Below are 22,803 nucleotides of genomic sequence, written 5' to 3'. Positions count from 1 at the left end.
TATCGTTCCATGATTTCACTGGGAAATAAGCCCGCCAGCTTTATTGGCTACAAAACCCACAACGGCCGCATTTCTTCAAGCCATCCCCCTCGTCGGCCGATTGTTGGAGATATTGAACTTCATTCCATCTAGCAACTCTTCCAGATCCGGACGTGCCGCAGGCCCGTTAGACAAAATGACAATCTGCGTCGTGCCATCCGGAAGAATGAAGAACGATGCCGGCTCCGCAAAACGCCGATCCGTTTCGTTTGGCGAAATAGGATCGGTTACATAGACACCCAATTCCCTCATTTGATCTTCTCTGAGATCATAAGCTAAATCAAACTCCCAGCCGAATTCATCCTGGTCCGCGAGAGATTTGTCGATCGGATCAGCGGAAGCGACCAGAACATCAATGCCTGCTTCTTCGAATTCTGGCAGCATCTTTTGCAATTTGTTGAGGTGTCGCTTGCAGCGAGGGCAGTGCTTTCCGCGGTAGACAACGAAAAACTGATGTCGCTCACGCTTTCCGCCCACGGTCATTGTTCCGCCGCCGACTGTTGGTAGAGAGATATTTGCAATGGGGGTGCCCACAGCGGGTTTGTAGTTTTGCATTCGATTAGTCCTTTTTTAGGTTGGGGGTATTGTACGTCGATTTGAATTTAAAATTTGCCAAAATGACCGCAGTCTGCGGTGGTCTGCCCGATTTGCACTGCAGTCAGTGCTGTATGTGCGCCTGTTGTCACAACAACGGACGTTCGACATTGTTGGGGCAACGACCCAGTTGCTGACAGTGCAGCCATCAAGTTTTTCAGGACCCCTGCTTCACGCGTATTCAAGATGGTCAACCAAACGTCTGCCGCAAATGCTGTGTCCTAGTAGACAAAACCTATCGCGGATCTTGGAGGGCTTTCCAGATTTAAGCCATGGGCATGAAGCGCCTATCATATAAGATCGCCTAGGGACTTTCAGCTCGACGAAATTCATTTCGTGTCTACCGGACGAACAACCTAGGCTTGGAGTTAACGTTTCATGGAGCACAACTTGGAAAGACGCCTCGCTGCGATTGTGGCCATGGACATGGTCGGTTTTTCCCGTCTTGTGGGTTTAGATGAAGAAGGAACAATTGCGCGGCAACAACGTCTAAATTCCGAAATATTCGAGCCAATTATTGCTGGAAATAGTGGACGCGTTTTTAAGAGTAGCGGGGACGGTCTATTTATCGAATTTCCCTCGGCAGTTAGCGCCGCGCGAGCTTGTGTAGCGATTCAACAATCAGTATCGGAAGCCGAGAAGTCTATAGATCCCTCTAAACGCATTGCTTATCGGATAGGTTTGCATGTTGGTGACGTAATAGTCGACGGCGACGATTTGTATGGTGACGGAGTCAATATCGCTGCTCGGCTCGAAGCTTTGGCGGAACCTTCAACGATTGTTACTTCAGCAGACGCACATCGCCAGTTTGATGGTAAGTTTGAAGCGGATTTTGCACCAGCAGGATCCCGCACTTTAAAAAACATATCTGAACCTGTTCACATCCTCCAGTGGCCCCCTCACGCCGTTATTCCTGCGATGACTGTTTCCAAGCCGACTGTAGCAGTGCTCCCTTTTGAAAATCGATCCTCTGATCCAGAAAACGAATTCATTGCCGATGGTATGGCGGAAGATATAATTACGGACTTAAGCCGTATGCCTTGGTTCAATGTGATTTCGCGAAACTCCACACAGGCCCACAAGGACAACGGACTGGATTTGACGGCGGCGATTAGAGAACTGGGTGTTGTCTATGTACTGAAAGGCTCTATCCGTAAGTCTGGAGACCGAATTCGGGTCACTACTCAATTAATTGACTTGGCGACCGAAACGCAGGTTTGGGCAAACCGCTACGACCGAGTATTCACTGACATCTTTGATATTCAGGACGAAATATCGAACGCGATAGTGTCGGCGGTCGGGCCAGGATTTTTGAGTGCCGAAGCTAGGCGCGCCCGTGCAAAAGATCCGACGCAGTTAGACGCCTGGGAATGTGTAATGAGAGGGCGACCTCTCGTCATGCGTTTGGGGCAGACGGAAACAGCAAAAGCTCGACGCTATTTTGAACGGGCAGTCGAACTGTCCGGTGGCGCATTTGGCAACGCCGACCTGGCTCTCGCGCATTTTCTACAAGCATTCTACAGTTGGGCAGAACCCGGCGAGAATTCCGCCGCGGCTATGGTCGCAGCGGCAGATGCAGCGGTGCGAGCCGACAATCACGATCCCATTGTTTTGGCGATCAAAGGATGGTCTTTGATGTTTGTAGGCCGCTGGGACGAGGCAGTTGACCTCTTTGATCGCGCCATTACGCTAGCGCCATCGTTTTCGACTGTATTGGGCTTCTGTGGAAGCGGATACTGCATAAGCGGCGCATACCAAAAGGGCCTGGATCTGGTTAAACGAGCAGAGACATTAAGTCCTCAGGACGTTTTTACACCGCTTTGGTTGATGGGCGTCTACTTTGCCCATTTTTGCTTAGAGGACTACGAAAGCGCAGAAAGGACAGTGCGTCGTGCACTGGCCTTGGCACCCGAAAACCCAACCTACAGAAGGCAGTTGGTGGCGACGCTACATCTTTCTGGTCGCATTGAGGAGAGAGACAAGGCCTTAGACGCCTACCTGGCAGTTGCGCCGGACGTCAGAGCAAGTGATGCAAGACGAATTCCCGGTCGAGACCGCGAACAAGTAGAGCGCTTTGTTCAAGTCTTGATTGCCGCAGGTGTTCCAGACTGAATTCTTCTGGAAGAATTTGCTAAGTGACAAATGTCCACCTTGAGTGCTGTCAGACGAATTCCAACCAGTCTCAGTTTGCTGCGGAAACCGCGAACCTATCCGGAACAAAGCTGACGCCACTCGCTAAGAGCGGCGGCGCGTGTCAGCTTGAAGGTGTCCCGGCTGGTGAGCGATCTTTCCTGGTTGAAGTGGTTGTGGACCGAGGAATGGACGGAGGCGAATTTCTGCAAACTTCGCATGCGCCTGAATCGTTGCATCGCGCGTTCGCGTCGTCGAAACGGCAGGTGCGAATTCTCGACGCGGTTGTTGAGCCACCTGCCCGTCCTTTGTTTTTCAAGCGCGCCCATTTCTCTGAGCGCAGCCTTGTAGGAAGCGAAGCGATCTGTGACGATCTCTTTGGCGCAACCGTGTCGCTTCATCAATTTCTTAAGGAATTTCAGTGCTGCAGCTTTGTTTCGGCGTTTGGTGACAACGGCTTCCAGCACCTCACCTTCGTGATCAACAGCCCGCCAAAGATAATGCCGCTTGCCATTCACCTTCACGAAAACCTCGTCAACGTGCCACTTCCATTTGGAGAAGGCGCGCAGTTGCTGCACACGCTTTCTTCGGATCTCCGCAGCAAACACCGGCCCGAACCTGTTCCACCAATATCGGACAGTTTCGTGGCTCACGTCGATGCCTCGCTCGTGCAACAGATCTTCGACATTCCGAAGCGAGAGCGGGAAACGGATGTACAGCATAACCGCCAAGCGGATGATCTCGGGACTGGTTTTAAAGTATTTGAAAGACATGGGTTTGGTCATGGGCAAAAGCTACGCAACCACCCTGCCCGCCTCAAGCAAAGTTCTTCTGACAAGACCGGCGGATGAATTCCATGAGAAGACTGTGCGGCCGAACCAGCTTTGGCGGACCGACTTCACCTATCTCAAAGTCATTGGTTGGGGCTGGTTCTATCTGTCTACGATCCTGGATGATTACAGCCGTTACGTTGTCTCTTGGCGCCTTTGCACCACGATGAAAGCTGACGATGTCACAGGAACGCTGGAAGACGCTTTGGCTGCATCAGGTTGTGACAGTGTCACCGTTGCCCACAAGCCCCGGCTGCTCAGCGACAACGGCAGCAGCTACATCTCTGGCGAGTTGGCGAAATGGCTGGATGAGCAGGGTATGGATCATGTTCGGGGAGCGCCCAACCATCCGCAGACCCAGGGCAAGATTGAGCGATGGCATCAGACGATGAAGAACCGTGTCCTGCTGGAAAACTACTATCTGCCAGGAGCGCTCGAACAGGCCATCGGCAACTTCATCGATCACTACAACCACAACCAATACCACGAGAGCATCAGCAATCTGACACCCGCCGATGTCTATTTCGGTCGAGCCGAAACAATCCTCAGACGAAGAAAGGAAATCAAACACCAGACAATCCAGAAACGCCGCTTGCTGCATCATCAGAACGCGGCGTAGATAGAAACTACAGCGAGCCTGATCCACCAAAACCAATCAAACGCTCGTGTTCCAAATCATTCGATGACGGACACCCCCTGCCCTGCTCAACCAAAGTTCTTCTGACAAGGCCAGATGATCGCTGGCAGAAGCTTAATAAAGACCCTCGACTTTTGCCCGCAGTTTTATCAGTGATGCAACAGTGTCGATTGTAGGTGTTGCGATCCCGATCAGTTGTCCCAATTCCTGCACCGAAGTGACCAGTGCATCAATTTCCATTGGTCGGCTCAACTCCAAGTCCTGCCACATAGAGGTCTTGTGGGCGCCAACTGCCGCCCCGCCGTCAATACGTTTTTCAACATCTACCGGAAACCTGATCCCAAGTTTCTCGGCGATTTCCTGAGCCTCAAGCATCATTCCGCGCGCCACAGACCGTGTACCTGGATCAGTACACAATACATCAAGTGTTGAGTGGGTAAGAGCGGAAATCGGGTTGAACGACAGATTGCCCCATAGCTTTAGCCAAATTTCGTCCCTAATTCTTGGTCTCACGGGCGCACGTAACCCAGCAGCGGATAGTGCCGCCGAAAACTTGGCAGCGCGGTCTGATTTGGAACCATCAGGCTCGCCCAAAGAAAAACGATTGCCTTCGACATGATTGATAGTTCCCGGAGTAGCGACTTCTGCGGCTGGGTAGACGACACATCCTAGAACCCGATCTGGCCCGAAACCATTCCATTGCACGTTACCCGGGTCCACAGACCGCAACCTCTTCCCTTCATAGGGACCTTCCAGTTTGTGGAAGTACCACCAAGGCACCCCGTTCACACCACTTACTAGTGTTGTCTCGGATCCAATCAGCGGCTGCATTGTATCTACAACCGCTGGAGCAGAGTGCGCTTTTAGCGTGATGAAGACATAATCTTGTGGGCCAAGATCGGCGGCATTGCTGGAGGCGCGTACCCGCAACTTGATCGGGTCCCGCCCACCCTCAAGGAGAGTCAGCCCATTTTGCTGCATTGCAGCCAGATGGGCGCCACGCGCAATAACACTGACGTCGACGTCAGTTTGCGCGAGCTTCGCGGCAACGTAACCTCCGATAGCTCCGGCACCAAAGATGCAAATTTTCATGTGTCTAAGCCTTTGTCAGCCCAAGTTTAGCGGCCAGCCCAATCCGTTGTATCTTACCAGTCGCGCCTTTTGGAATCTCTTCGAGAATGACCACTGATGTCGGCACCTTGAATTTTGCGAGCCGTTCGCCGACAAAATCCCGAACCTCTGTACCCGCGATCGCCGCGCCGTCGGACAGTACCACCGCCGCCGCGATATCCTCTCCCAGTTTTTCGTGTGGGACGGCAAAACAAACTGCCTGAGCAACGTCCGGGTGGCTCAGAAGGACGGCATCGACTTCGAGCGGGCTGATTTTTTCTCCACCACGATTGATCAGCTCTTTAAGGCGTCCGGTCAGCCGCAGAAAATTCTCTTCGTCGAACGACCCTTGATCACCGGTACGAAACCAAAGCTTTCCATCCGCTTCAAAGAAATTGTCTGCATTCGCCTGCGGGTTGCTCTCGTATCCCGGTGTCACGTTCGGACCGCTGATAACGATTTCTCCGACATCACGCGAAGCGATCAACACATTTTCCGTTTCGTCTGCAATTCTGACTTCGGGGCCTGCAGCTATTCCAACAGATCCGGGCTTTTGCCTTTGCGGAGGAAGCGGGTTGCAACACATTTGGTGCGCGGCCTCTGTCATGCCGTAGGCTTCGATCACGGGCGCACCAAATGTTGCAACCAACTCTTCCATGACTGGTGCGGGCAACGAAGCAGAAGAAGATCGAAGAAAGCGCAACCTCGATTGATCAATGATAGATTGGTTTCGTGCAGCTCGGGTCAGAATAGCCTGGTGCATCGTTGGAACCGCCGTATACCAAGTCGGATCAACTTCAGCGACCTGTGAAAAAAAGCTTAGAGCGTTGAATCCAGGGGCGCAGCTAATTTGCGATCCGGCGCCTAAAGAAGCCGCGACTGCTGCGATCAGCCCATGGATATGGAACAGCGGCATGATGCTTAGACAACGATCATCGATTGTCAGTTTCAAAGACGAAGCCACATTTCTCGCAGATGCGTAGACATTTGCCTGCGTCAGAGGGACGATCTTTGGGCGCGACGTCGTTCCCGAAGTGTGGAGTATCAGGGCAACATCATCTTCACGCGGCGCAGAGGTATCAGCGACTCCAATTGGGTCGCGGGACAAAATCGAAAACTGCCCGGCCTTTTGGAAGCTATCGGAAGACGCCCGCAATATAGCGACGCCGAGGTCCGTTGCCGCTTTTACCGCAGGTCCGTCTTCGTTTTCACTTACAAGAAGTGCCTTAGCCCGCAGGTCCTTGAGGTAAAATACGTACTCTTCATAAGTGTAGGCAGGGTTCAGAGGTGCCGTCGTAGCCACTTGGGCAAGGGATATGAAAGCCGTCGCCATCTCTGGACCGTTGGGCAAAACGATCGCAACTCGATCTCCACGACCTACTCCGATCTGGTAGAGATCCGCTTTGACCTTTGCGCAAAGCTCGCGGAGCCCATGGTAGTTCAACCAAGATCGGCCAGGAGCACCAATAGCATTTGCAGTGCCGGAATGGGGAGCAATCAATTCAGCGACTAGATGGGGCATCCGGGATCCGTTCACAAAAGCATTGGGCTAATTCGCGGAGAGGGTTTGTTGTAGTACTTGCTAAGTTACGTTGACCGTTATGCTACCCAGTTTGTCGACGGCCAGAACCATTACATCGCCACGGCTCACAGGGCCAACGCCAGAAGGTGTTCCAGAAAGGATGACGTCTCCGGCAGCGAGCTCAAAGTAGTCGCTCAGGTAGGAGATCATCTCTGGGACCTTCCAGATCATCTGGTTCAAATCACCCTCTTGCCGAATTTCACCATTCACCGTCAAAGTAATTGGACCATGGTCGAGATGCCCAACTTCTGATGCCTTGTGAATAGGCCCGCATGGCGCAGAGCGTTCAAACGCTTTACCAATTTCCCACGGACGGCCCATTTTTTTCATCTGCCCCTGCAGGTCGCGACGGGTCATATCAAGCGAGAGACCGTATCCAAAGACATGATCCAATGCATCGTCCACCGAGATATTCGTACCGCCGGACTTGAGCGCAATGAGCATTTCTGCTTCGTGGTGCACGTCGGAACTGTGCGGTGGGTACGGGAATTCACCTGAGGAATCCAGATTGTTAGGATTCTTCTGAAAGAAAAACGGAGGTTCCCGGTTTGGATCGTGACCCATTTCAATCGCATGTGCGGCGTAGTTTCGGCCGATGCAATAAACGCGACGCACTGGGAATGTGCCGCCCCCCGCTACGGGTATAGTATGCACCTGCGGCGCAGGAATGACATGACCGGACATCGCTTTCCTCCTCAGCGTATAATTGCCAATGATCGGATTTTCAAACGGCCAGAGACCTTCCGATCGATGCCACGCCAGATACGATCAGACGCGGCTGCTTATGAAGTCATCGCCAAAATCGGGGTGAGTATGCAAGAGCTCCAACCTCGTTGCAGCCCGACCATTTCTAGAATTGGTTGGGCACTTATTCTACATCAGCCGTCAGATTGCATGCTTTTGGGTAGTACGCGCGAATAAACGGATTTCAGGTGATCCACCATGGCACTGGCGGCAAGTTCAGCGTCACCCTTTGCGATGGCAGATACGATCGCATCATGCTCCCGAAAACTGGAGTAATTTTCAGCGGGCTTCAGGGTTTCGCGTGGTTGCCCCCAAACAATCGACCTACGGACCGAATTCAAAGTTTCGAAAAAGTATAGAAAAAGTTGGTTTCGAGTAGAGCGGGCTATGGCGTAGTGCAAATTGTTGTCCCACGCTTCGTAGGTGCGCCAGTCTTCCGCCGTGCGACATTTGTCAGCGCAAAGCCTCATTTGCTCACGGTCGGAACGAGTGGAATGGAGTGCCGCCAGCCGGCTAAGCTGCGGTTCGATCGTAAATCGCACCGACACAACCTGTTCAGGTTTAATTTGATTGCCCAAGTAAGTTACGTCGGTGAGGTTGAGAACCGGCCTGGAACCAACAAATGTTCCCCGCCCGACATGACGCCAGATCAGCCCCTGGGCCTCAAGCTCTGCCAACGCTCTTCGCAACTGATTGCGAGTTGTCCCAAGTTTTGAACACAACTCACGTTCAGGTGGGAGCCTGTCGTTATGCCTGTATCCCGCATTGTTAATTAGGTCGCGTACACGGTGCGCGAGTTCGGTTGGTGCGCTCATATCTCCACCCAATTTAGTGATTGGTTGATTGATTGAAACGCCAAGTCGGAAAAAACTCAAGGGCAAGAGGAAAGCAAGAAACGAGTCGCAGGACAGGGTCCGTGACTACGGCTTGAAATAAGCACGAGGGAGGAGTGCCGAGTGCGGTTAGCAACTGTTTCCGTAGAGGGCCAAGCCGTTTGCGTGGCAATACTTGAAGATGGCAGGAAATTGGACATTTTGCGCGCAGCGCAGATGATTGGCAAAACGCTGAACGCCGGTTCAATGCAGCAATTGATCGCGGGTGGAGAAGATACGCTTGGAGTTTTGAGATCCCTCGTTTCATCGGCTGAATCAGGTAGTCTAAAGGACGCACTGGTTAGGGATGGCGCGCCGTTTCTGGCGCCAATTCCCAGTCCGAGTAAGAACGTGTTTTGTGTAGGGCGAAATTACGCTGAACACATCGCCGAGGGCGAACGGGCACAAAATCAAAAAATTGGTGTAACAGAGCATCCAGTTTTCTTTACAAAACCGCCAACCTCGATTGTGGCACCAGAGGCAAACATTCTGATTTTCCCATCGGTCTCACAAGCCATCGACTACGAAGTGGAGCTGGCAGTTGTGATTGGAAAACCGGGGCGAAACATAGCCAAGTCTGACGCATATGACCACGTATACGGCTATACGATCCTCAACGACATCACCGCACGTGACATCCAACGCCGACATGGTGGGCAGTATTTCAAAGGCAAAGGTTTAGATGGGTCTTGCCCATTGGGTCCCTGGATAGTGACTGCTGATGCGGTCAGCGATCCGCAGTCTTTGTCAATTGGAATAACCGTCAATGGCGAACAGCGCCAAAACGGAACTACGTCGGACATGATTTTCGACATTCCGACGCTGATCGCATCCCTATCAGAAGGCCTGACCCTGGAACCGGGGGACGTACTCGCGACCGGCACGCCGTCAGGCGTCGGATACGCAATGGACCCGCCTCAGTTCCTGAAAGACGGGGACACGGTGGTTTGTGAAATTTCAGAAATTGGCACGCTCAGGAATACCGTGCGCGCCGTGTAAGTGGCTCCTGCATCTCTGAAGCTGCTGGAAGCCAACCATGCAAGGGAGGAAGACTAAAATGATGAACAGAAGGACTTTCACAGCGTCCTTGCTTTCGGCAGTTCCGGTAGCGGGAGCAATGGGAACGAAAGGTTTTGCGCAGGACTTGCGTAAGATCACTTTTGTGCAACCGAGCCCATCGGCGATCAACTCATTTCCTGTTTTTGTCGCCATTGGAGAAGGTTACTTCGCAGACGAAGGTTTGGACGTGACCGTCGAGGCGATCAACGGTTCGGGAGCCGTGCTTCAAGCCTTGTCTGCAGGGCAAGCGCATTTCGGTCGCCCCGGACCTGGTCCCCTAATTGCAGCGCGATCGCGGGATGTGGACGCAGTACATATCTACAACGTTGCGGCACGCAGCAACTTCGGCATCGCCGTGCCAGAAGACTCTGACATCCAAAGTGTTGAAGAGCTTCGAGGTAAAGTTATCGGAACAGGTACGGCTGATGGCGCAGAAGTCGGCTTTGCACGCAATGTGATGACCGGAGCAGGCATGAAAGAGGGTGAAGACTTCACTTTCCTGACTGTCGGCGACGGTGGCCCGGCGACTGCGGCTTTCCTGAACGGTGAAATCGACGCATATTCCGCATCGACAGCTGACACGGCAATTCTGAACCAGCGCGGAATGGCAGTGCGCGACATTACGCCGGCAGAATTTGGGCGTTTCTTCGGGAACGGCATCGCCACTATGGCTGACACAATCGCCAATGATCGAGAACTGGTCGAGGCCTGGAGCCGCGCATTCGCTCGTGGCCATGCCTTTGCGCTCGATGATGCCAACCGCGAAGCCGTGTTGAAGCACCTGGCCGACGGCAATCCGCAGGAAGGCGAAGACAAGGAGTTCCAGTCGGCACTTTTCGATGCCGTGCGTTCAAAAACCATAGCGGCGGATCCAAGCAATGGTCTGGGATGGTATCCCGCCGAAGTCTGGCAAGAATGGCAAGACGCGCTGGTCGCAGGCGGCGAAATTCCGGGACCACTTGATGACCTGAGCGCTGCGTGGACCAATGAGTTTGCTGCCATTGGCAACGAGGCTGTCAGTAAATGAACGCTGAAGTCACCCATGAGTTTTCCGGCGCGCCCTTGGGCACGCCGGTCTACGAGTTGACACACGTAAGCAAGACTTATGCGCGCAATCTAGTGGTCGCTCTCGAAGACATTAATCTGACGCTTCGGAAAGGAAGCTTCACATCTGTCATCGGGTCCAGCGGGTGCGGCAAGTCAACTCTGCTCAAGATCATGGCGGGTCTGATCCCGCCAACTAAAGGACGTGTGATCCTTCAGGGGTTGCCGGTCACTGGGACCCGCCGTGATATCGGTATGATGTTCCAGCAAGCGACACTTTTCCCATGGAAAACAGCTGTGGAAAACATTGTTCTGCCGATCGAGATCCGCGATGGAAAGGCAGCAGCCAAACAAGCCATGGCAAAGGCTCACGAACTTTTAGATGTCGTAGGCTTGAAAGGTTTTGAAAACGTATATCCGAACGAATTGTCGGGCGGGATGGCACAACGCGCGTCGATCTGTCGAATGCTGATAACCGAACCAGCCGTGCTTTTGTTGGACGAACCGTTCAGCGCTCTCGACGAGTTGTCGCGCGACATGATGAATATGGAGTTGCAGCGGATTTGCCGGGAACAGGAAGCGACCGCGTTTCTTGTGACGCACTCCATTCAAGAGGCTGTGATTTTGTCCGATGAAATCGTCGTGTTGAAGCCACGTCCAGGCAGGATTGCTGAAATTGTTGAAGTCGACCTGCCTCGCCCGCGTACGCTCGATATGATGACGACTCCTAAGTTCGGCGCTATTGTAGACTACATTCGCAGCCTCCTGGATAAGGGAGAAGAAATGTGAGCCAAGTTCAGGACTACTCGCCTTCCGTAAAGGACGCTGACCCCGCAGAAGACACTGTTTGGGAGCAGAAAGTTCACTTTATCGACTCGGTTCCCCGTTGGATTGCGATGACGTTTGTTTTCGTCGTTTTCGTAGGCACTTGGCAGATTGTGACAAGCTTGGGGCTTGTATCGCCGATCATCCTGCCCACCCCGATGGAGACCCTTAGGGACATGATTTTCGTCGGACAAAACCTTTTGACCGGAGGTTACATGCTGGGTGCGCTTTGGATCACTTTCAAGGAGGTCATCTATGGCTTTGCCTTGGCGATCGCGATCGGTTTTTCGCTGGGCGTGCTAGTCGGGGAAACCGCATTTGGCGAAAAAGCAGTGATGCCTTACCTCGTGGCCATCGACACTATGCCAAAAGTCGCGTTCGCCCCGCTGTTTGTGGCGTGGCTGGGGTTCGGCATTGAATCCAAGGTGGCACTTGCTGCATTTATTGCGACATTCCCAATTGTGGTTGGAACAGCCGCTGGGCTTCACGCCGCCGACGAAAACGCGCGCATGTTGTTCAAGACGATGGGCGCGAGCCGGATGCAGACATTGATCAAGATGAAGCTGCCAACTGGCCTGCCGCAGATATTCACCGGTCTCAAGATCGGTGCAGTTGGCGTGATGGCAGGTGCAATTACAGGAGAGTTCCTGGGTGGCGGAAAGGGATTTGGTGAGCTGATCCGTGTTGCAGCCTCGCAGCTCAATACACCTCGGGTGTTCTCGTTGATCCTGTATCTCAGCCTCGTCGGCCTGGCCGTTTTTGCAACGGTGGTTTGGACACAGCGTAAACTAGTGTTCTGGCATAAAGAGCAGGTCGGCAGAGATGACTTCTGAACCTGTGAAAATACACTGCCAGGCCCTGCGTGAGTTTGTGGCGAGCGCGCTCGAAACGCGAGGTGTGCCAAAAGCGGACGCTGTTCAGGTGGCCTCGACGATGGTGGAGGCCGACATCTATGGTTACGGCACACACGGTGTATTTCGTCTGCGCCAGTACCTTGCCCGGTTGGCGGGCGGCGGTTCGAATCCTACGCCAAAAGTCTCGATAGAACATGAGACTGTTGCAACCGCTTTGATCGACGGAGATGACGGACTTGGTCATTTAGCTATGTCGGCGGCGCGAGATCTTGCAATACAAAAGGCGAGAGAGGTCGGCATTGGATGGGTCGGCGTTCGACGCGGCAACCATGCGGGACCACTCGCACTATACGTGCGTCCACAAGCCGAGGCTGGGATGCTTGGCATGGCCGCAGCGGTTGGCAGTGCGAACCACGTTCCGCCCTATGGCGGAAGCGACCTGCTTCTTGGCACCAATCCTATCGCTTTCTCTGCGCCTGCCGATGGCCCCGATCCATTCGTTTTTGATATGGCGACGACTGTCGCCGCGATGGGCAAGATCAAGACCCTGTTGCAGCAAGGTAAGCCTATGCCTGAGGGTTGGATGGTCGGGCGCGATGGAAACCCATTGACGGACCCTGCACGCAAGTCAGAAGGATTTCTTTTGCCGATCGGCGGTCCCAAAGGTTTCGGTCTTTCTGTAGCCATCGGATTGATGGCCGGGGTCTTGAACGGTGCGGCATTCGGCTCAGACGTGGTCAACTTCACCTCAGACACAACCTCATCCACAAACACAGGGCAATTCGTAATGGCGCTTAATCCGGCAGCGTTTGGGATGGAAAAAGACTTTGCTGCCAACGCGGCCCGCGTCTTTTCCGAAATGCGCGCATCAGCCCCACTGCCCGGTCATGACCCAGTGCGCTTGCCCGGAGACGGCAAAATGGCCGCAGCTGAAGCCCGTCGTAAAAACGGTGTAAGGCTTAACCCCGCTCTTTGTCGTGATCTCAACAAACTAGCCCTGGACTGTCGGCTGACACCCCCATTTCCAAGTCTCAGCACTGACTAGCGGCCGATCCGTGAAAAGTTTGCAAGCGCTTTGGAACAGAATTCAGCGAAACGCCTCATCCTCGGCCTCAAGCGCTTTCACAAGAGCAGAAAGCTTGTTCATCATGTGTAGCTTCATGGTTTTGCCAAGCCCATCTGCATCGCGAGCCTTAAGCAACTCCATCATGGCTTCATGTTCGCGAATTGCCTGCGCCCAGCGTTCGTCTGACAGATTGGCCACAAAACGCGCTCGGCGGACCCGCGCCGCCAACAGCTTGTGGTGGGTTTCAAGAATGTCGTTTCGCGCGCCACGTATCAGTGCCTGATGGATATCCTGATTGGCTTTAAAATAGGCCTGTCGATCACGTGACCTATAGGCTTTCACCATATCGGCGTGGCGACGTTCAATCTGTTTAATTTCCGTGGAGTTCATGCTCTGACACGACAACTCTCCTGCCAGTTGCTCAAGCGTCGCAAGAACTGGAAACGTATTCTCCAATTCTTCTCGCGTGACACTGGCAACGCGCGCACCTCGGTTGGCTTGGAGTACCACAAAGCCTTCTGATGCAAGCACCTTTAGGGCTTCCCGCAATGGTGTCCTTGAGACCTCCAACGAGTCGCAGAGCTGTTTCTCGGGCACTTTCTCTCCCGGCTTCAGAACATCTTCGACAATCAGGTTGCGCAGACGTTCGACCAGTTCTTCATGTAGTGTTGTGCGCTTGATGCCATCCGTTAGATTCATAACCACGTCCTAATCATCAAGTACCATTTCCAACAAGCGAGCGACATGCATGGGCTGCCGTCGGGTACCCTCAGTGATTTGGTGCCGACATGATGTCCCATCTGCCACAACAATTGCATTCACTGGTGCCGCGTCCAAAGCTGGAAATAGGTCTAGCTTTGCCATCTCGATCGAGACATCGACAGTTTCCGGGGCATATCCAAACGCCCCAGCCATACCACAACAACTGCTTTCGATCATGTTAACCTGCGCCTCAGGAATACGCTTCAGGAGATTGAGCATAGGCGTGACGACGTCATGTGCCTTCTGATGACAATGTCCATGGACGTAGATCGGTCGATCTATCGGTTTCAAAGGCAAACTCGGCTGTTCGGCCAGAAATTCCTCAAATGTATGTGTGGCTTTCGCCAACATCTCCGTTTGCGGTCCCGGGCAAAGAGCCAAATACTCGTCCTGGAAAGTGAGGATAGAGGAAGGTTCGAGTCCGACGACCGGTATGCCTTTGGCAACCATATCTCGTGTCGCGTCAATCACGCGCTGAGCCTCGTGTCGCGCTTCTTCCACACAACCCACAGCCAACAAGGTACGCCCGCAATCCAACGCTCTTTCAGTGTGGTCATCCCGTGCTACGGCGACACGCAGCCCTAGCGCACGCAGGACCCGGACCGCGGCGCGCAGATTGTCAGGCTCGAAATAACGGTTGAATACATCTGCAAACAGAAGAACCTGCGGATCAATATCTTGGGCCTCGTCATCTCGGAACGGAACGGAAGACCATTCTGGAAGATCACGTCGCGCGGCAATACCGGTCGGGCATTCCAAAAGCTTACGCAAGGGTCCAATTTTGTTTCGAATATTCATAAGCCACGCGACTTTTGCAGCTTTTGGTGCATATCTGGGCAGGTAAGCTATCAATTTGTCTGCCAATGTCAGCCCATCTTTCTTACGTTTCGCTGACAGTACTTCGATCTTCATTTGCGCCATGTCGACGCCAGTCGGGCACTCCCGAGCGCACGCCTTACAGGATACGCAGTACTTCATCGCGTCCAACATTGCATCGGATTCTAAACCGCCCCGCAACTGCCCGCTGATCACGAAACGCAAAGTGTTTGCACGCCCACGTGTGGAATCACGCTCGTTTCGGGTGGCACGGAAGGAAGGGCACATAACTCCGCCCTTTAGCTTGCGGCACGCACCGTTGTTATTGCACATCTCAACGGCACCCTGAAATCCTCCTCCGGTACCCGGCCAAGCTGACCAATCCAGCGCTGTTTCGAAATCCGGGACTGAATAGTCTTGGCTATAGCGGAATAGACGGCGATCATCCATTGAGGGCGCATGCACAATCTTTCCAGGATTGAGCATCCCGATTGGGTCAAACCGGTTTTTAACTTCTTCAAAGGCGGAAATAATTCGCTGACCAAACATTTTTTCATGAAATTCAGAACGCACGATCCCGTCACCGTGTTCACCTGAATGAGAACCCTTGTATCGCTTAACCAGATCAAATGTTTCTTCTGCAATCGCCCGCATTGTGCTGACGTCTTTGTCCTGCCGCATATTCAGGACAGGACGAACATGTAGGCACCCTACGGAGGCGTGCGCGTACCATGTTCCCTTGGTGCCATGCCGGTCGAATATTTCGTTTAGGCCCGCGGTGTAATCGGCGAGGTCGGACAACGGAACAGCGCAATCTTCAACGAAGGATATCGGCTTGCCTGCCTCCTTCATCGACATCATGACATTCAAGCCGGATTTCCGGTACTCGGCGATAGAATTCTGCAGCTTGGTGTCTGCAATTGAAACAACTCCACCCCACCGGTTTTTCGTTCCGGTAAAAGACAAGCCGAGATCTCCGATTAGTTGGGAAAGCTTAACCAGTTTTGCGGCATTGTCCTCAGCGTTGCCCTCGGCGAATTCTACTAGTAGCAAGGCTTCGGGTTTGCCTTTGACAAAGGCCTCTATAGTGTCGCGAAACAATGGAATATCGCGCCCCAACGCGATCATTGTCTCGTCGATCAATTCTACCGCCTGAGGGTTGAGCGTCACGATGTGTTGGGTGGCCTCCATTGCAGCACGAAATGTCGAGAAATGGCACACGCCGGTAACTTTCTCACCCGGTAACTGTGCCAAGTTCAATTCCAATTCAGTGAAATAAGCCAGCGTGCCTTCTGACCCCACCAACAAATGGGACATGTTGATGTCGTTACCGACGAGCGCGTCGATATTGTACCCGCCCACACGGCGCTGGACCTTGGGAAAACGGGCGTCAATTTCAGACGCCTCACGACGCCCAAGTGCGCGCATGTCGCCAACAAGATCCGCATAATCGCTAGATGCGGGCGTTTCAGCGCTGAACCGCGCTTCGCTTCCGTCAACCAGAATTGCATTGATTGCACGGACGTTATCTCGCATGATCCCGTACCGCAGAGACTTCCCGCCTGAAGAATTGTTTGCTGCCATCCCCCCAAGAGTGCAACGAGACGCTGTTGAGGGGTCCACGGGAAACCAAAGGCCATGCTTCTTCAACGCGTCGTTCAATTGATCCAACACAACACCTGGCTGAACGCGCGCAATACGTTTCTCAACTTCTATGTCTAGAATACGATTCAAGTATTTTGTGTTGTCCAGCACAACACCCTGATTGACCGTTTGCCCGCATTGCGACGTGCCGCCACCGCGAGGAAGGACCGAAAATCCCTCGCCCCGCGCGACAGACATCACGGCTTTCACATCTTCTGTGGATCGGGGGATCACAACAGCGTCAGGTATCATCTGATAGATTGAGGCATCGGTCGAGTACCGCGCAAGCGACGCCGGATCTGACATCACCTCTCCCCGCACATCAGACAACAGTCGGCGGTACAACGATCCATTCTTTACCATTAGGTTCGCCTTCCCTTCCCAGTAAGCCCATCTAGGCTCTACTTGCCCATTGACTGAATAATGAATTCATAATTAACTTTTGCAATGGTTAATAGCACGACTCTTTTGGCACCAGCATAAGGATCATTTCAAATGCGTCAGGCGGGCAGGCACTTTTTACAGATTCCAGGGCCAAGTGCTGTGCCAGAGCGCATCCTGAAGGCCATCAGCACACAGACCATTGATCACCGTGGGCCCGATTTTGCCGAAGTAGGGAACAAGGCCCTCAGTGGGATAAAAACCATTTTCAAGACAAAGCAGAACGTCTTTATTTACCCCTCATCCGGCACCGGTGCATGGGAAGCAGCACTTGTGAACAGTGTGTCGCCAGGCGAAAAAGTTCTCATGTTCGAAACAGGACATTTCGCCTTCATGTGGTGCAACTTGGCAGGAAAACTGGGATTGCAGCCAGAACTGATTGAAGGAGATTGGCGTGGCGGTGCGGATCCTAATCAGATCGAAGACCGCCTGCGCGAAGATAGTCAGCACGCGATCAAGGCGGTATGCGTCGTCCACAATGAAACTTCTACTGGGTCAGTCTCGTCGATTGAGGAAGTGCGCAGAGCTATAGATGCGGCAAAGCACCCTGCGCTCCTCATTGTTGATTCCATTTCTGGCCTAGGGTCGATCGATTTTAGGTTCGACGACTGGGGCGTTGATGTCTGTGTCTCTGGTTCGCAAAAAGGACTGATGCTACCGCCTGGACTGAGCTTTAACGCTGTAAGCGACCGTGCACTGGAACATTCAAAATCCGTGAGTATGCCACGAAGTTATTGGGATTGGCATGATATGATCGAACCCAACCAGAAAGGGTTCTTCCCTTATACGCCCGGTACCAATCTCCTCTATGGACTAAATGAGGCCATCGATATGTTGCACGAAGAGGGGCTGGAGAACGTGTTCGCACGGCATTCCCGCCATGGCGCCGCGACGCGGGCTGCGGTGCAAGCATGGGGGCTTGAGGTATTGTGTGCTCGCCAAGGTCAGGAGTCGGGCGTACTGACCGCTGTTAAAGTACCTGAAGGACATTCTGCTGATGTATTTCGCGCAACTACGCTAGAGCACTATGATATTTCACTTGGAAATGGCCTGTCCAAAGTAGCCGACAAGGTTTTCCGCATAGGTCACTTGGGCGATTTCAACGACCTGATGTTGATGGCCACACTGTCAGGCGTAGAAATGGGTCTCGCCAAGAGCGGCGTGCCTCATACAGCAGGTGGCACGCAGGCTGCCTTGGAGCATCTCAAGGCCGCGTAAATCCAATCTGAGCCTCCAATAGCGCAACCGAGTCCCATTGACTGGAAATTACCAAACCTCCGGATCACCAAACTCTTTAGGAGCTTCACCATGACCCGTATGACGGCAAAAGACTTCGACCAGGAACTTCTTGATCTGTATGACTTTTATGCGCACGGCAAAATCACTAAACGCCAATTTCTGGACCGCGCCAGCAAATTTGCGGTTGGCGGTTTATCAGCGGTCGCGTTGCTGAAAATGCTTAGTCCGAACTATGCCCTAGCACAGCAGGTGTCATTTAACGATCCCGATATCCATGCAGACTACATCACCTATCCCTCACCAAATGGAACCGGTGACGTGCGGGGCTACCTGGTCCGGCCCGCAGGCGTTGAAGAACCCCTGCCCGCGGTGCTGGTAGTCCACGAAAACCGCGGCCTTAACCCGTACATCGAAGATGTCGCGCGCAGATTGGCGAAAGCCGGGTTTATGGCTCTGGCTCCAGACGGCCTGACATCGGTGGGAGGATACCCCGGCAACGACGCAGATGGGCGCGAACTGCAAAAGACAGTGGACCGGGTCGAGTTGATGAACGATTTCTTCAATGGATTTGAATACCTACTGAACCGAGATGACAGTACTGGAAAGGTCGGCGCAGTGGGTTTCTGCTACGGTGGCGGCGTAGTCAGCGCAATTGCTGTGGCCTATCCGGAATTGGCAGCGGGCGTGCCGTTCTATGGTCGCCAGCCGGCAGCTGAGGATGTGGCTAAAATTCAGGCGCCACTACTGATTCAAATGGGAGAGCTTGATGAGCGCATCAACGCAGGGTGGCCGGATTTTGAAGCTGCTCTTCAGGCCAACGACAAAGTATACGAGGCATATATATACGAAAACGCCAACCACGGTTTTCATAACGACAGTACGCCACGCTATGATGAGGAAATGGCAAACCTAGCCTGGGACCGCACAATTGATTGGTTCAAAACCTATCTGAAGTAATTGGTACAAGCTACCAAGCCAGTCATGCGTTGATATCCTTTCGTTGAAATCCTCGGCCCATCTTGGCCAAGCCCTTGGAAGCCCCGGAAACTTGAACTTTGGAGTTAGAAATTCTGCGACAAGGTGTCGGCCCGCTATGCCTACTATTAACTTTTTTAACGTGTCGAAACGATGGAAGGATACTGTCGCAACGGTTTTAGGTGAAGCGATCCATCGTTAAGTGTTCAGCTCATCTGCGGGTCAAAAGTATTATCACTTTTATGCGTGGTTGGCCGTTCCTTTGGTTCTATTCGGTATCCCGAAACCGCCGCGCGAGATAATCCACAAACGCGCGCGTTTTTGGTGCCAGATTCCGCCTTTCGGCAAACATTACGACGATATCCGTGCTGGGAGGTGCATACTCCGGCATGACATGGACAAGTTCGCCGGAGAGAAACTTCCTGTTTGCCATATAGCAGGGCAGCCGTGCGATCCCGATACCAGCCAGAGCGGCTCTAAAGACGACATCGGTGCTGTTCCCCTCAAAGCTGCCCGTTGCTTCAAATTTTTCGCCTGCGTTCGGTTCGATGCTGTTCCAAGCGTTCCGCTGGCTTCTACCAGCAACTCTCAAGCAATTGTGCTCAGCCAATTCGGCAAAATTCGACGGTGTTCCACAACGCGCAAGGTATTCAGGTGAGGCACATAGTACCCTTCGACTCTGCATAACGCGCCTGATGACCATATCTGGATTCTTGCGCTGTTCCGCAAAGCAGATCGCCGCATCGAAGCCTTCACTCCGAAGATCAATTTCTCGGTCGGTCAAATCCAAAGACATTTGAACCTGAGGGTTCTCTTTCATGAACTCTGGCAGAGCAGGAATCAGTTGGGACTTACCGAATGCAACAGTGGATGCGATCCTGAGTTCTCCGCGTGGGACACCGTCAAAGCTGTGGATCATCGCTTTGGCTTCATTGAATTTGTCAGCCATCGCTTTGCATTTTTCATAGAAATCTTGGCCTTCCCGCGTTGGAGAGACACCTGTTCTGGTACGATTCAGAAGGCGATAGTGCACCTGATCTTCAAGTAGCCCGATCTGCTTACTTACTGCTGATGGGGTCTGGCCCATTGATCTTGCAGCCGCAGAAATACTGCCCTGCTCGACAACCGTCGCAAAGATTAGCATTTGCGCAGAAATATCCATGTCATGACCTTTTGCTATTCCAATATGGCATGGGGCCTTTGCCAAAATGGCGAGTTGTGAGCGCTACCAAATACCCTTATCTCTGCATTGCAGCATAAATACTGCATTGCAGCAATGGGCGAGGCAATATCATGGCAATTACACGATCAAACAGCGCGCTGGATGTCGTTTTCGAAGCTGGCCGCACGTTCTTTCATCAAAAGCTGGACAAGATACGCAAGGCACAGGCCAAACGCAGGGTTTATCGCGAAACTTACTATGAACTCTCGGTGTTATCTGACCGTGACTTAATAGATTTGGGTATCTCGAGAAGCAGCATCAAAAATCTTGCGTTGGAGGCCGCCTATGGCTGTTAACACCCAAGCCCCTGCTACGTATCGCGATCACGCGATCGCCCAATCAATCGCATTCTTGGTGTGGATCAGATCCACGACTAAAGCTGCTTTGAAAGCACTGAAAATGGCCCGGATGCTCTCTGCGCTTTCGAATATGAGTGACTACCAACTCGCTCAGATCGGAATTTCGCGATCTGAGATCCCGGAATATGCCGAAAAACTAATGGCTGACGAATAGAGAAGTGGGCCTTCAGGTCAGAAGATTACACAAGTTTGCTGGTCCTCGCTCCTCCCAGAGTAAGCCAGCATAAGCGGCGGCGAAAAAGCCAACGGGGAGCGCCATCGCAAAGGGCCAGCATTTTCACCTCCTCCCGAAAATGCTGGCCCATACCAACCTGCCAAACAGGAAACGCGAAAACTGAAAGTCATGAGAGCACTACAAGACCCGATCGTTCGTCGTCTCCGTTCTGGCGATCAAAGTAACATCTGCAATCATTTTCTGTAGTTAGATATCGAAACGCGGCGAGCACGGTTTGTGGAGTCGTCAACGCCAATTACGTCTTGAGCTACGCACAGAACATCCTTCGGCATGACAGTATCGCTTGTGGGGCGCTTGTCTGAGGACAATTGAGGGGCCTTGTGGAACTGCGCGGCCTCTTTCATTCATGGCCATCAAAGCCAGAGGCTGCATTCTCTGTCGAAGCCGAGTGCCGAGGCCTTGGGATTGGCGACGCTTTGGTTCAACAGATGTACGCGATGGCGCAGAACAGAGGCGTCCGGACTATCCAAATGATGTGCCTGAAGGAAAACCGCCACATGCGCTATCTTGCGGCGAAACATAACGCGCAGTTTGTCGCCTACGCGGATATTGTTGAAGCAATCTTGCACCTCAACTGGCCGACGCCCGCGTCAATTGCCATTGAGATTATCGCTGAAGCTAGGGCACACTCACATCTGCTTTTTACTATGACGACCAATGGCACACTGCGTATTGCGGTCGATTGATTGGACTTAAGCGAATGACCTTTTCTAGTGCCTTTATTGTTTCAGTGTTAAAGTTGCCTTTCTTCAGATAGTGGCCGTGCGACGCGCATATTCCACGTTAAACACAAGTCGGGATTTACCGCCTCAAGCTGTAACACGCAGTGCATCGACAGGAACTAGCGCTCCTTTGGCTTGGATCACGTAGCTGGCCAATTGGCAGCCCAACGATATTCCTGCGCGGAAATCACTTTTCTCCAATACGCTGAGCAAAACGCCAGCGTTGAAGCTGTCACCAGCGGCTGTTGTATCAATAGCGGAAGTTTCCGGCTTAGTAGGCACCTCCCCTCTAATATTCCCATCTTGATAAACAACAGAATGCTCGCCGTTCTTTACGACGATCCGCTTCACACCAAGTCTTGCATATCGTTCAAGAGTCGCGGTCGGACAGTCGTCATTAAACCACGCGCTTTCATCGTCAAAAGACGGCAACACGATATCCGAGAGCTCAGCAGCGCGCATGATTGAACGCTTCATTTCTTCGGTACTCGACCAAAGCTTGGGTCTGATGTTCGTATCGAAAGCCACGGTTTTCCCTACATCGCGCCCCCTTTGGAGAGCACCAAGTAGATTTTCACGCGATTGAGGACCAAGAATTCCCAGCGTAATTCCTGAGTAATAGATCAAATCCGCTTTTTCGATAGCACGGTCAAGCGCATCTGGGTCGTCCGCAAGCCGTTTGGCTGCAGAGCTGTTGCGCCAGTAGGAAAAACTACGCTCGCCGTTGGAAAGGTGGATCATATAGAGACCCACAGTTCCATCCGATATTTCGCAAATGTGAGAGGTATCGATGCCTGTTCTGTCGATAAAGGCTCGCATTTCGCGAGACAGTTTGTCGTCACCAACTGTCGTGAAATAAGCGACCTCTGTATTCGGTGACATTTTCGCTAAATACCAAGCCGTGTTGAACGTATCACCAGCGTACCCGATCTTGAACTCCCCTAGACCGCCTAGGGGAGCAAGTTCCGCCATGCACTCGCCGATTGCTAAGATACGCATGGG

At 52.8% G+C, this 22,803-nt stretch carries 21 protein-coding genes and 1 pseudogene; 12 read left to right on the top strand and 10 right to left on the bottom strand.

What is annotated here, in order from left to right; genetic code table 11:
- Positions 1–75: 75 nt before the first annotated feature.
- Entirely contained in the window at positions 76–594 is a 519-nt protein-coding gene (locus tag ACR0C3_RS09055) for a redoxin domain-containing protein (RefSeq protein ID WP_170723037.1), read from the bottom strand.
- A 417-nt stretch (positions 595–1,011) separates the two neighbouring features.
- Between ACR0C3_RS09055 and ACR0C3_RS09050 the strand changes: the two genes are divergently transcribed.
- Positions 1,012–2,745: an adenylate/guanylate cyclase domain-containing protein gene (locus ACR0C3_RS09050; protein ID WP_480758122.1), complete on the top strand. Its 1,734-nt coding sequence runs from the start codon at positions 1,012–1,014 to the stop codon at positions 2,743–2,745.
- Between the two features lie 95 nt (positions 2,746–2,840).
- Here ACR0C3_RS09050 and ACR0C3_RS09045 read toward each other — a convergent pair whose 3' ends face one another.
- Positions 2,841–3,548 (bottom strand): IS6 family transposase, encoded by a 708-nt coding sequence (locus ACR0C3_RS09045; RefSeq protein ID WP_480758121.1) that lies wholly within the window; start codon positions 3,546–3,548, stop codon positions 2,841–2,843.
- A gap of 13 nt (positions 3,549–3,561) precedes the next feature.
- Between ACR0C3_RS09045 and ACR0C3_RS09040 the strand changes: the two are divergent.
- Positions 3,562–4,212 (top strand): annotated as a pseudogene (locus tag ACR0C3_RS09040) (transposase); the annotation flags it as partial.
- 132 nt (positions 4,213–4,344) lie between these two features.
- On the opposite strand, the gene ACR0C3_RS09035 reads toward ACR0C3_RS09040, so the two are convergent.
- The 4 genes from ACR0C3_RS09035 to ACR0C3_RS09020 all read right to left on the bottom strand — a co-directional run bounded on the left by ACR0C3_RS09035 (position 4,345) and on the right by ACR0C3_RS09020 (position 8,481).
- A complete protein-coding gene (locus tag ACR0C3_RS09035) occupies positions 4,345–5,322 on the bottom strand; it encodes a 2-dehydropantoate 2-reductase (protein ID WP_480758120.1) in 978 nt (325 codons plus the stop codon).
- A 4-nt stretch (positions 5,323–5,326) separates the two neighbouring features.
- Entirely contained in the window at positions 5,327–6,862 is a 1,536-nt protein-coding gene (locus ACR0C3_RS09030; RefSeq protein ID WP_480758119.1) for an acyl--CoA ligase, read from the bottom strand.
- A 60-nt stretch (positions 6,863–6,922) separates the two neighbouring features.
- A complete protein-coding gene (locus ACR0C3_RS09025) occupies positions 6,923–7,606 on the bottom strand; it encodes a fumarylacetoacetate hydrolase family protein (RefSeq protein WP_480758118.1) in 684 nt (227 codons plus the stop codon).
- A 194-nt stretch (positions 7,607–7,800) separates the two neighbouring features.
- Positions 7,801–8,481, bottom strand: coding sequence for a FadR/GntR family transcriptional regulator (locus tag ACR0C3_RS09020; RefSeq protein WP_170467803.1), 681 nt, complete (start codon positions 8,479–8,481; stop codon positions 7,801–7,803).
- Between the two features lie 183 nt (positions 8,482–8,664).
- Between ACR0C3_RS09020 and ACR0C3_RS09015 the strand changes: the two genes are divergently transcribed.
- The 5 genes from ACR0C3_RS09015 to ACR0C3_RS08995 all read left to right on the top strand — a co-directional run bounded on the left by ACR0C3_RS09015 (position 8,665) and on the right by ACR0C3_RS08995 (position 13,365).
- Positions 8,665–9,537 (top strand): fumarylacetoacetate hydrolase family protein, encoded by an 873-nt coding sequence (locus ACR0C3_RS09015; RefSeq protein ID WP_480758117.1) that lies wholly within the window; start codon positions 8,665–8,667, stop codon positions 9,535–9,537.
- Between the two features lie 118 nt (positions 9,538–9,655).
- Positions 9,656–10,624: an ABC transporter substrate-binding protein gene (locus ACR0C3_RS09010; RefSeq protein ID WP_480514259.1), complete on the top strand. Its 969-nt coding sequence runs from the start codon at positions 9,656–9,658 to the stop codon at positions 10,622–10,624.
- Complete coding sequence (locus ACR0C3_RS09005) at positions 10,621–11,430, top strand: ABC transporter ATP-binding protein (RefSeq protein ID WP_170467807.1); 810 nt, start codon at positions 10,621–10,623, stop codon at positions 11,428–11,430. The genes ACR0C3_RS09010 and ACR0C3_RS09005 overlap by 4 nt, the downstream gene beginning before the upstream one ends.
- Positions 11,427–12,299, top strand: a complete 873-nt coding sequence (locus ACR0C3_RS09000; RefSeq protein ID WP_170375895.1) for an ABC transporter permease — start codon at positions 11,427–11,429, stop codon at positions 12,297–12,299. The genes ACR0C3_RS09005 and ACR0C3_RS09000 overlap by 4 nt, the downstream gene beginning before the upstream one ends.
- Positions 12,289–13,365, top strand: a complete 1,077-nt coding sequence (locus tag ACR0C3_RS08995; protein ID WP_170375897.1) for an Ldh family oxidoreductase — start codon at positions 12,289–12,291, stop codon at positions 13,363–13,365. Before ACR0C3_RS09000 ends, ACR0C3_RS08995 begins: the two co-directional genes overlap by 11 nt.
- A 42-nt stretch (positions 13,366–13,407) precedes the next feature.
- On the opposite strand, the gene ACR0C3_RS08990 is transcribed toward ACR0C3_RS08995, so the two are convergent.
- Both ACR0C3_RS08990 and ACR0C3_RS08985 read right to left on the bottom strand, forming a co-directional pair.
- Entirely contained in the window at positions 13,408–14,085 is a 678-nt protein-coding gene (locus ACR0C3_RS08990) for a GntR family transcriptional regulator (RefSeq protein WP_480758116.1), read from the bottom strand.
- A gap of 9 nt (positions 14,086–14,094) precedes the next feature.
- Positions 14,095–16,971 (bottom strand): FAD-binding and (Fe-S)-binding domain-containing protein, encoded by a 2,877-nt coding sequence (locus ACR0C3_RS08985; RefSeq protein WP_480758115.1) that lies wholly within the window; start codon positions 16,969–16,971, stop codon positions 14,095–14,097.
- A 132-nt stretch (positions 16,972–17,103) separates the two neighbouring features.
- On the opposite strand from ACR0C3_RS08985, the gene ACR0C3_RS08980 reads away from it, so the two are divergent.
- Both ACR0C3_RS08980 and yghX read left to right on the top strand, forming a co-directional pair.
- Positions 17,104–18,267 (top strand): pyridoxal-phosphate-dependent aminotransferase family protein, encoded by a 1,164-nt coding sequence (locus ACR0C3_RS08980; protein WP_480542920.1) that lies wholly within the window; start codon positions 17,104–17,106, stop codon positions 18,265–18,267.
- Positions 18,268–18,357: 90 nt separating this feature from the next.
- A complete protein-coding gene (gene yghX, locus ACR0C3_RS08975; protein WP_170662645.1) occupies positions 18,358–19,245 on the top strand; it encodes a YghX family hydrolase in 888 nt (295 codons plus the stop codon).
- A gap of 286 nt (positions 19,246–19,531) precedes the next feature.
- Here yghX and ACR0C3_RS08970 read toward each other — a convergent pair whose 3' ends face one another.
- Entirely contained in the window at positions 19,532–20,425 is an 894-nt protein-coding gene (locus ACR0C3_RS08970; protein ID WP_170662727.1) for a LysR family transcriptional regulator, read from the bottom strand.
- A 131-nt stretch (positions 20,426–20,556) separates the two neighbouring features.
- On the opposite strand from ACR0C3_RS08970, the gene ACR0C3_RS08965 reads away from it, so the two are divergent.
- The 3 genes from ACR0C3_RS08965 (at position 20,557) to ACR0C3_RS08955 (ending at position 21,765) form a co-directional block, all read left to right on the top strand.
- The gene (locus tag ACR0C3_RS08965; protein WP_480758114.1) at positions 20,557–20,781 is read left to right on the top strand and encodes a DUF1127 domain-containing protein; all 225 of its coding nucleotides are present in this window, start codon (positions 20,557–20,559) and stop codon (positions 20,779–20,781) included.
- Entirely contained in the window at positions 20,771–20,998 is a 228-nt protein-coding gene (locus ACR0C3_RS08960; protein WP_170642888.1) for a DUF1127 domain-containing protein, read from the top strand. The genes ACR0C3_RS08965 and ACR0C3_RS08960 overlap by 11 nt, the downstream gene beginning before the upstream one ends.
- A gap of 401 nt (positions 20,999–21,399) precedes the next feature.
- A complete protein-coding gene (locus ACR0C3_RS08955) occupies positions 21,400–21,765 on the top strand; it encodes an N-acetyltransferase family protein (RefSeq protein ID WP_480758113.1) in 366 nt (121 codons plus the stop codon).
- 123 nt (positions 21,766–21,888) lie between these two features.
- Here ACR0C3_RS08955 and ACR0C3_RS08950 read toward each other — a convergent pair whose 3' ends face one another.
- Positions 21,889–22,800: a sugar kinase gene (locus ACR0C3_RS08950; protein ID WP_480758112.1), complete on the bottom strand. Its 912-nt coding sequence runs from the start codon at positions 22,798–22,800 to the stop codon at positions 21,889–21,891.
- Positions 22,801–22,803: the final 3 nt, after the last annotated feature.

It is taken from the genome of Ruegeria sp. CK3 (genome assembly GCF_056536565.1).
The sequence above is the reverse complement of the archived record's forward strand: the minus strand, read 5'-3'. Positions and strand labels throughout refer to the sequence as shown.

Bases quoted from the DNA above. Each gene is read 5' to 3' on its own strand.
- ACR0C3_RS09055 (WP_170723037.1), bottom strand. From the start codon at position 594: ATGCAAAACTACAAACCCGCTGTGGGCACCCCCATTGCAAATATCTCT.
- ACR0C3_RS09050 (WP_480758122.1), top strand. From the start codon at position 1,012: ATGGAGCACAACTTGGAAAGACGCCTCGCTGCGATTGTGGCCATGGAC.
- ACR0C3_RS09045 (WP_480758121.1), bottom strand. From the start codon at position 3,548: ATGACCAAACCCATGTCTTTCAAATACTTTAAAACCAGTCCCGAGATC.
- ACR0C3_RS09035 (WP_480758120.1), bottom strand. From the start codon at position 5,322: ATGAAAATTTGCATCTTTGGTGCCGGAGCTATCGGAGGTTACGTTGCC.
- ACR0C3_RS09030 (WP_480758119.1), bottom strand. From the start codon at position 6,862: ATGCCCCATCTAGTCGCTGAATTGATTGCTCCCCATTCCGGCACTGCA.
- ACR0C3_RS09025 (WP_480758118.1), bottom strand. From the start codon at position 7,606: ATGTCCGGTCATGTCATTCCTGCGCCGCAGGTGCATACTATACCCGTA.
- ACR0C3_RS09020 (WP_170467803.1), bottom strand. From the start codon at position 8,481: ATGAGCGCACCAACCGAACTCGCGCACCGTGTACGCGACCTAATTAAC.
- ACR0C3_RS09010 (WP_480514259.1), top strand. From the start codon at position 9,656: ATGGGAACGAAAGGTTTTGCGCAGGACTTGCGTAAGATCACTTTTGTG.
- ACR0C3_RS09005 (WP_170467807.1), top strand. From the start codon at position 10,621: ATGAACGCTGAAGTCACCCATGAGTTTTCCGGCGCGCCCTTGGGCACG.
- ACR0C3_RS08995 (WP_170375897.1), top strand. From the start codon at position 12,289: ATGACTTCTGAACCTGTGAAAATACACTGCCAGGCCCTGCGTGAGTTT.
- ACR0C3_RS08990 (WP_480758116.1), bottom strand. From the start codon at position 14,085: ATGAATCTAACGGATGGCATCAAGCGCACAACACTACATGAAGAACTG.
- ACR0C3_RS08985 (WP_480758115.1), bottom strand. From the start codon at position 16,971: ATGGTAAAGAATGGATCGTTGTACCGCCGACTGTTGTCTGATGTGCGG.
- ACR0C3_RS08980 (WP_480542920.1), top strand. From the start codon at position 17,104: ATGCGTCAGGCGGGCAGGCACTTTTTACAGATTCCAGGGCCAAGTGCT.
- yghX (WP_170662645.1), top strand. From the start codon at position 18,358: ATGACCCGTATGACGGCAAAAGACTTCGACCAGGAACTTCTTGATCTG.
- ACR0C3_RS08970 (WP_170662727.1), bottom strand. From the start codon at position 20,425: ATGGATATTTCTGCGCAAATGCTAATCTTTGCGACGGTTGTCGAGCAG.
- ACR0C3_RS08965 (WP_480758114.1), top strand. From the start codon at position 20,557: ATGGCAATTACACGATCAAACAGCGCGCTGGATGTCGTTTTCGAAGCT.
- ACR0C3_RS08960 (WP_170642888.1), top strand. From the start codon at position 20,771: ATGGCTGTTAACACCCAAGCCCCTGCTACGTATCGCGATCACGCGATC.
- ACR0C3_RS08950 (WP_480758112.1), bottom strand. From the start codon at position 22,800: ATGCGTATCTTAGCAATCGGCGAGTGCATGGCGGAACTTGCTCCCCTA.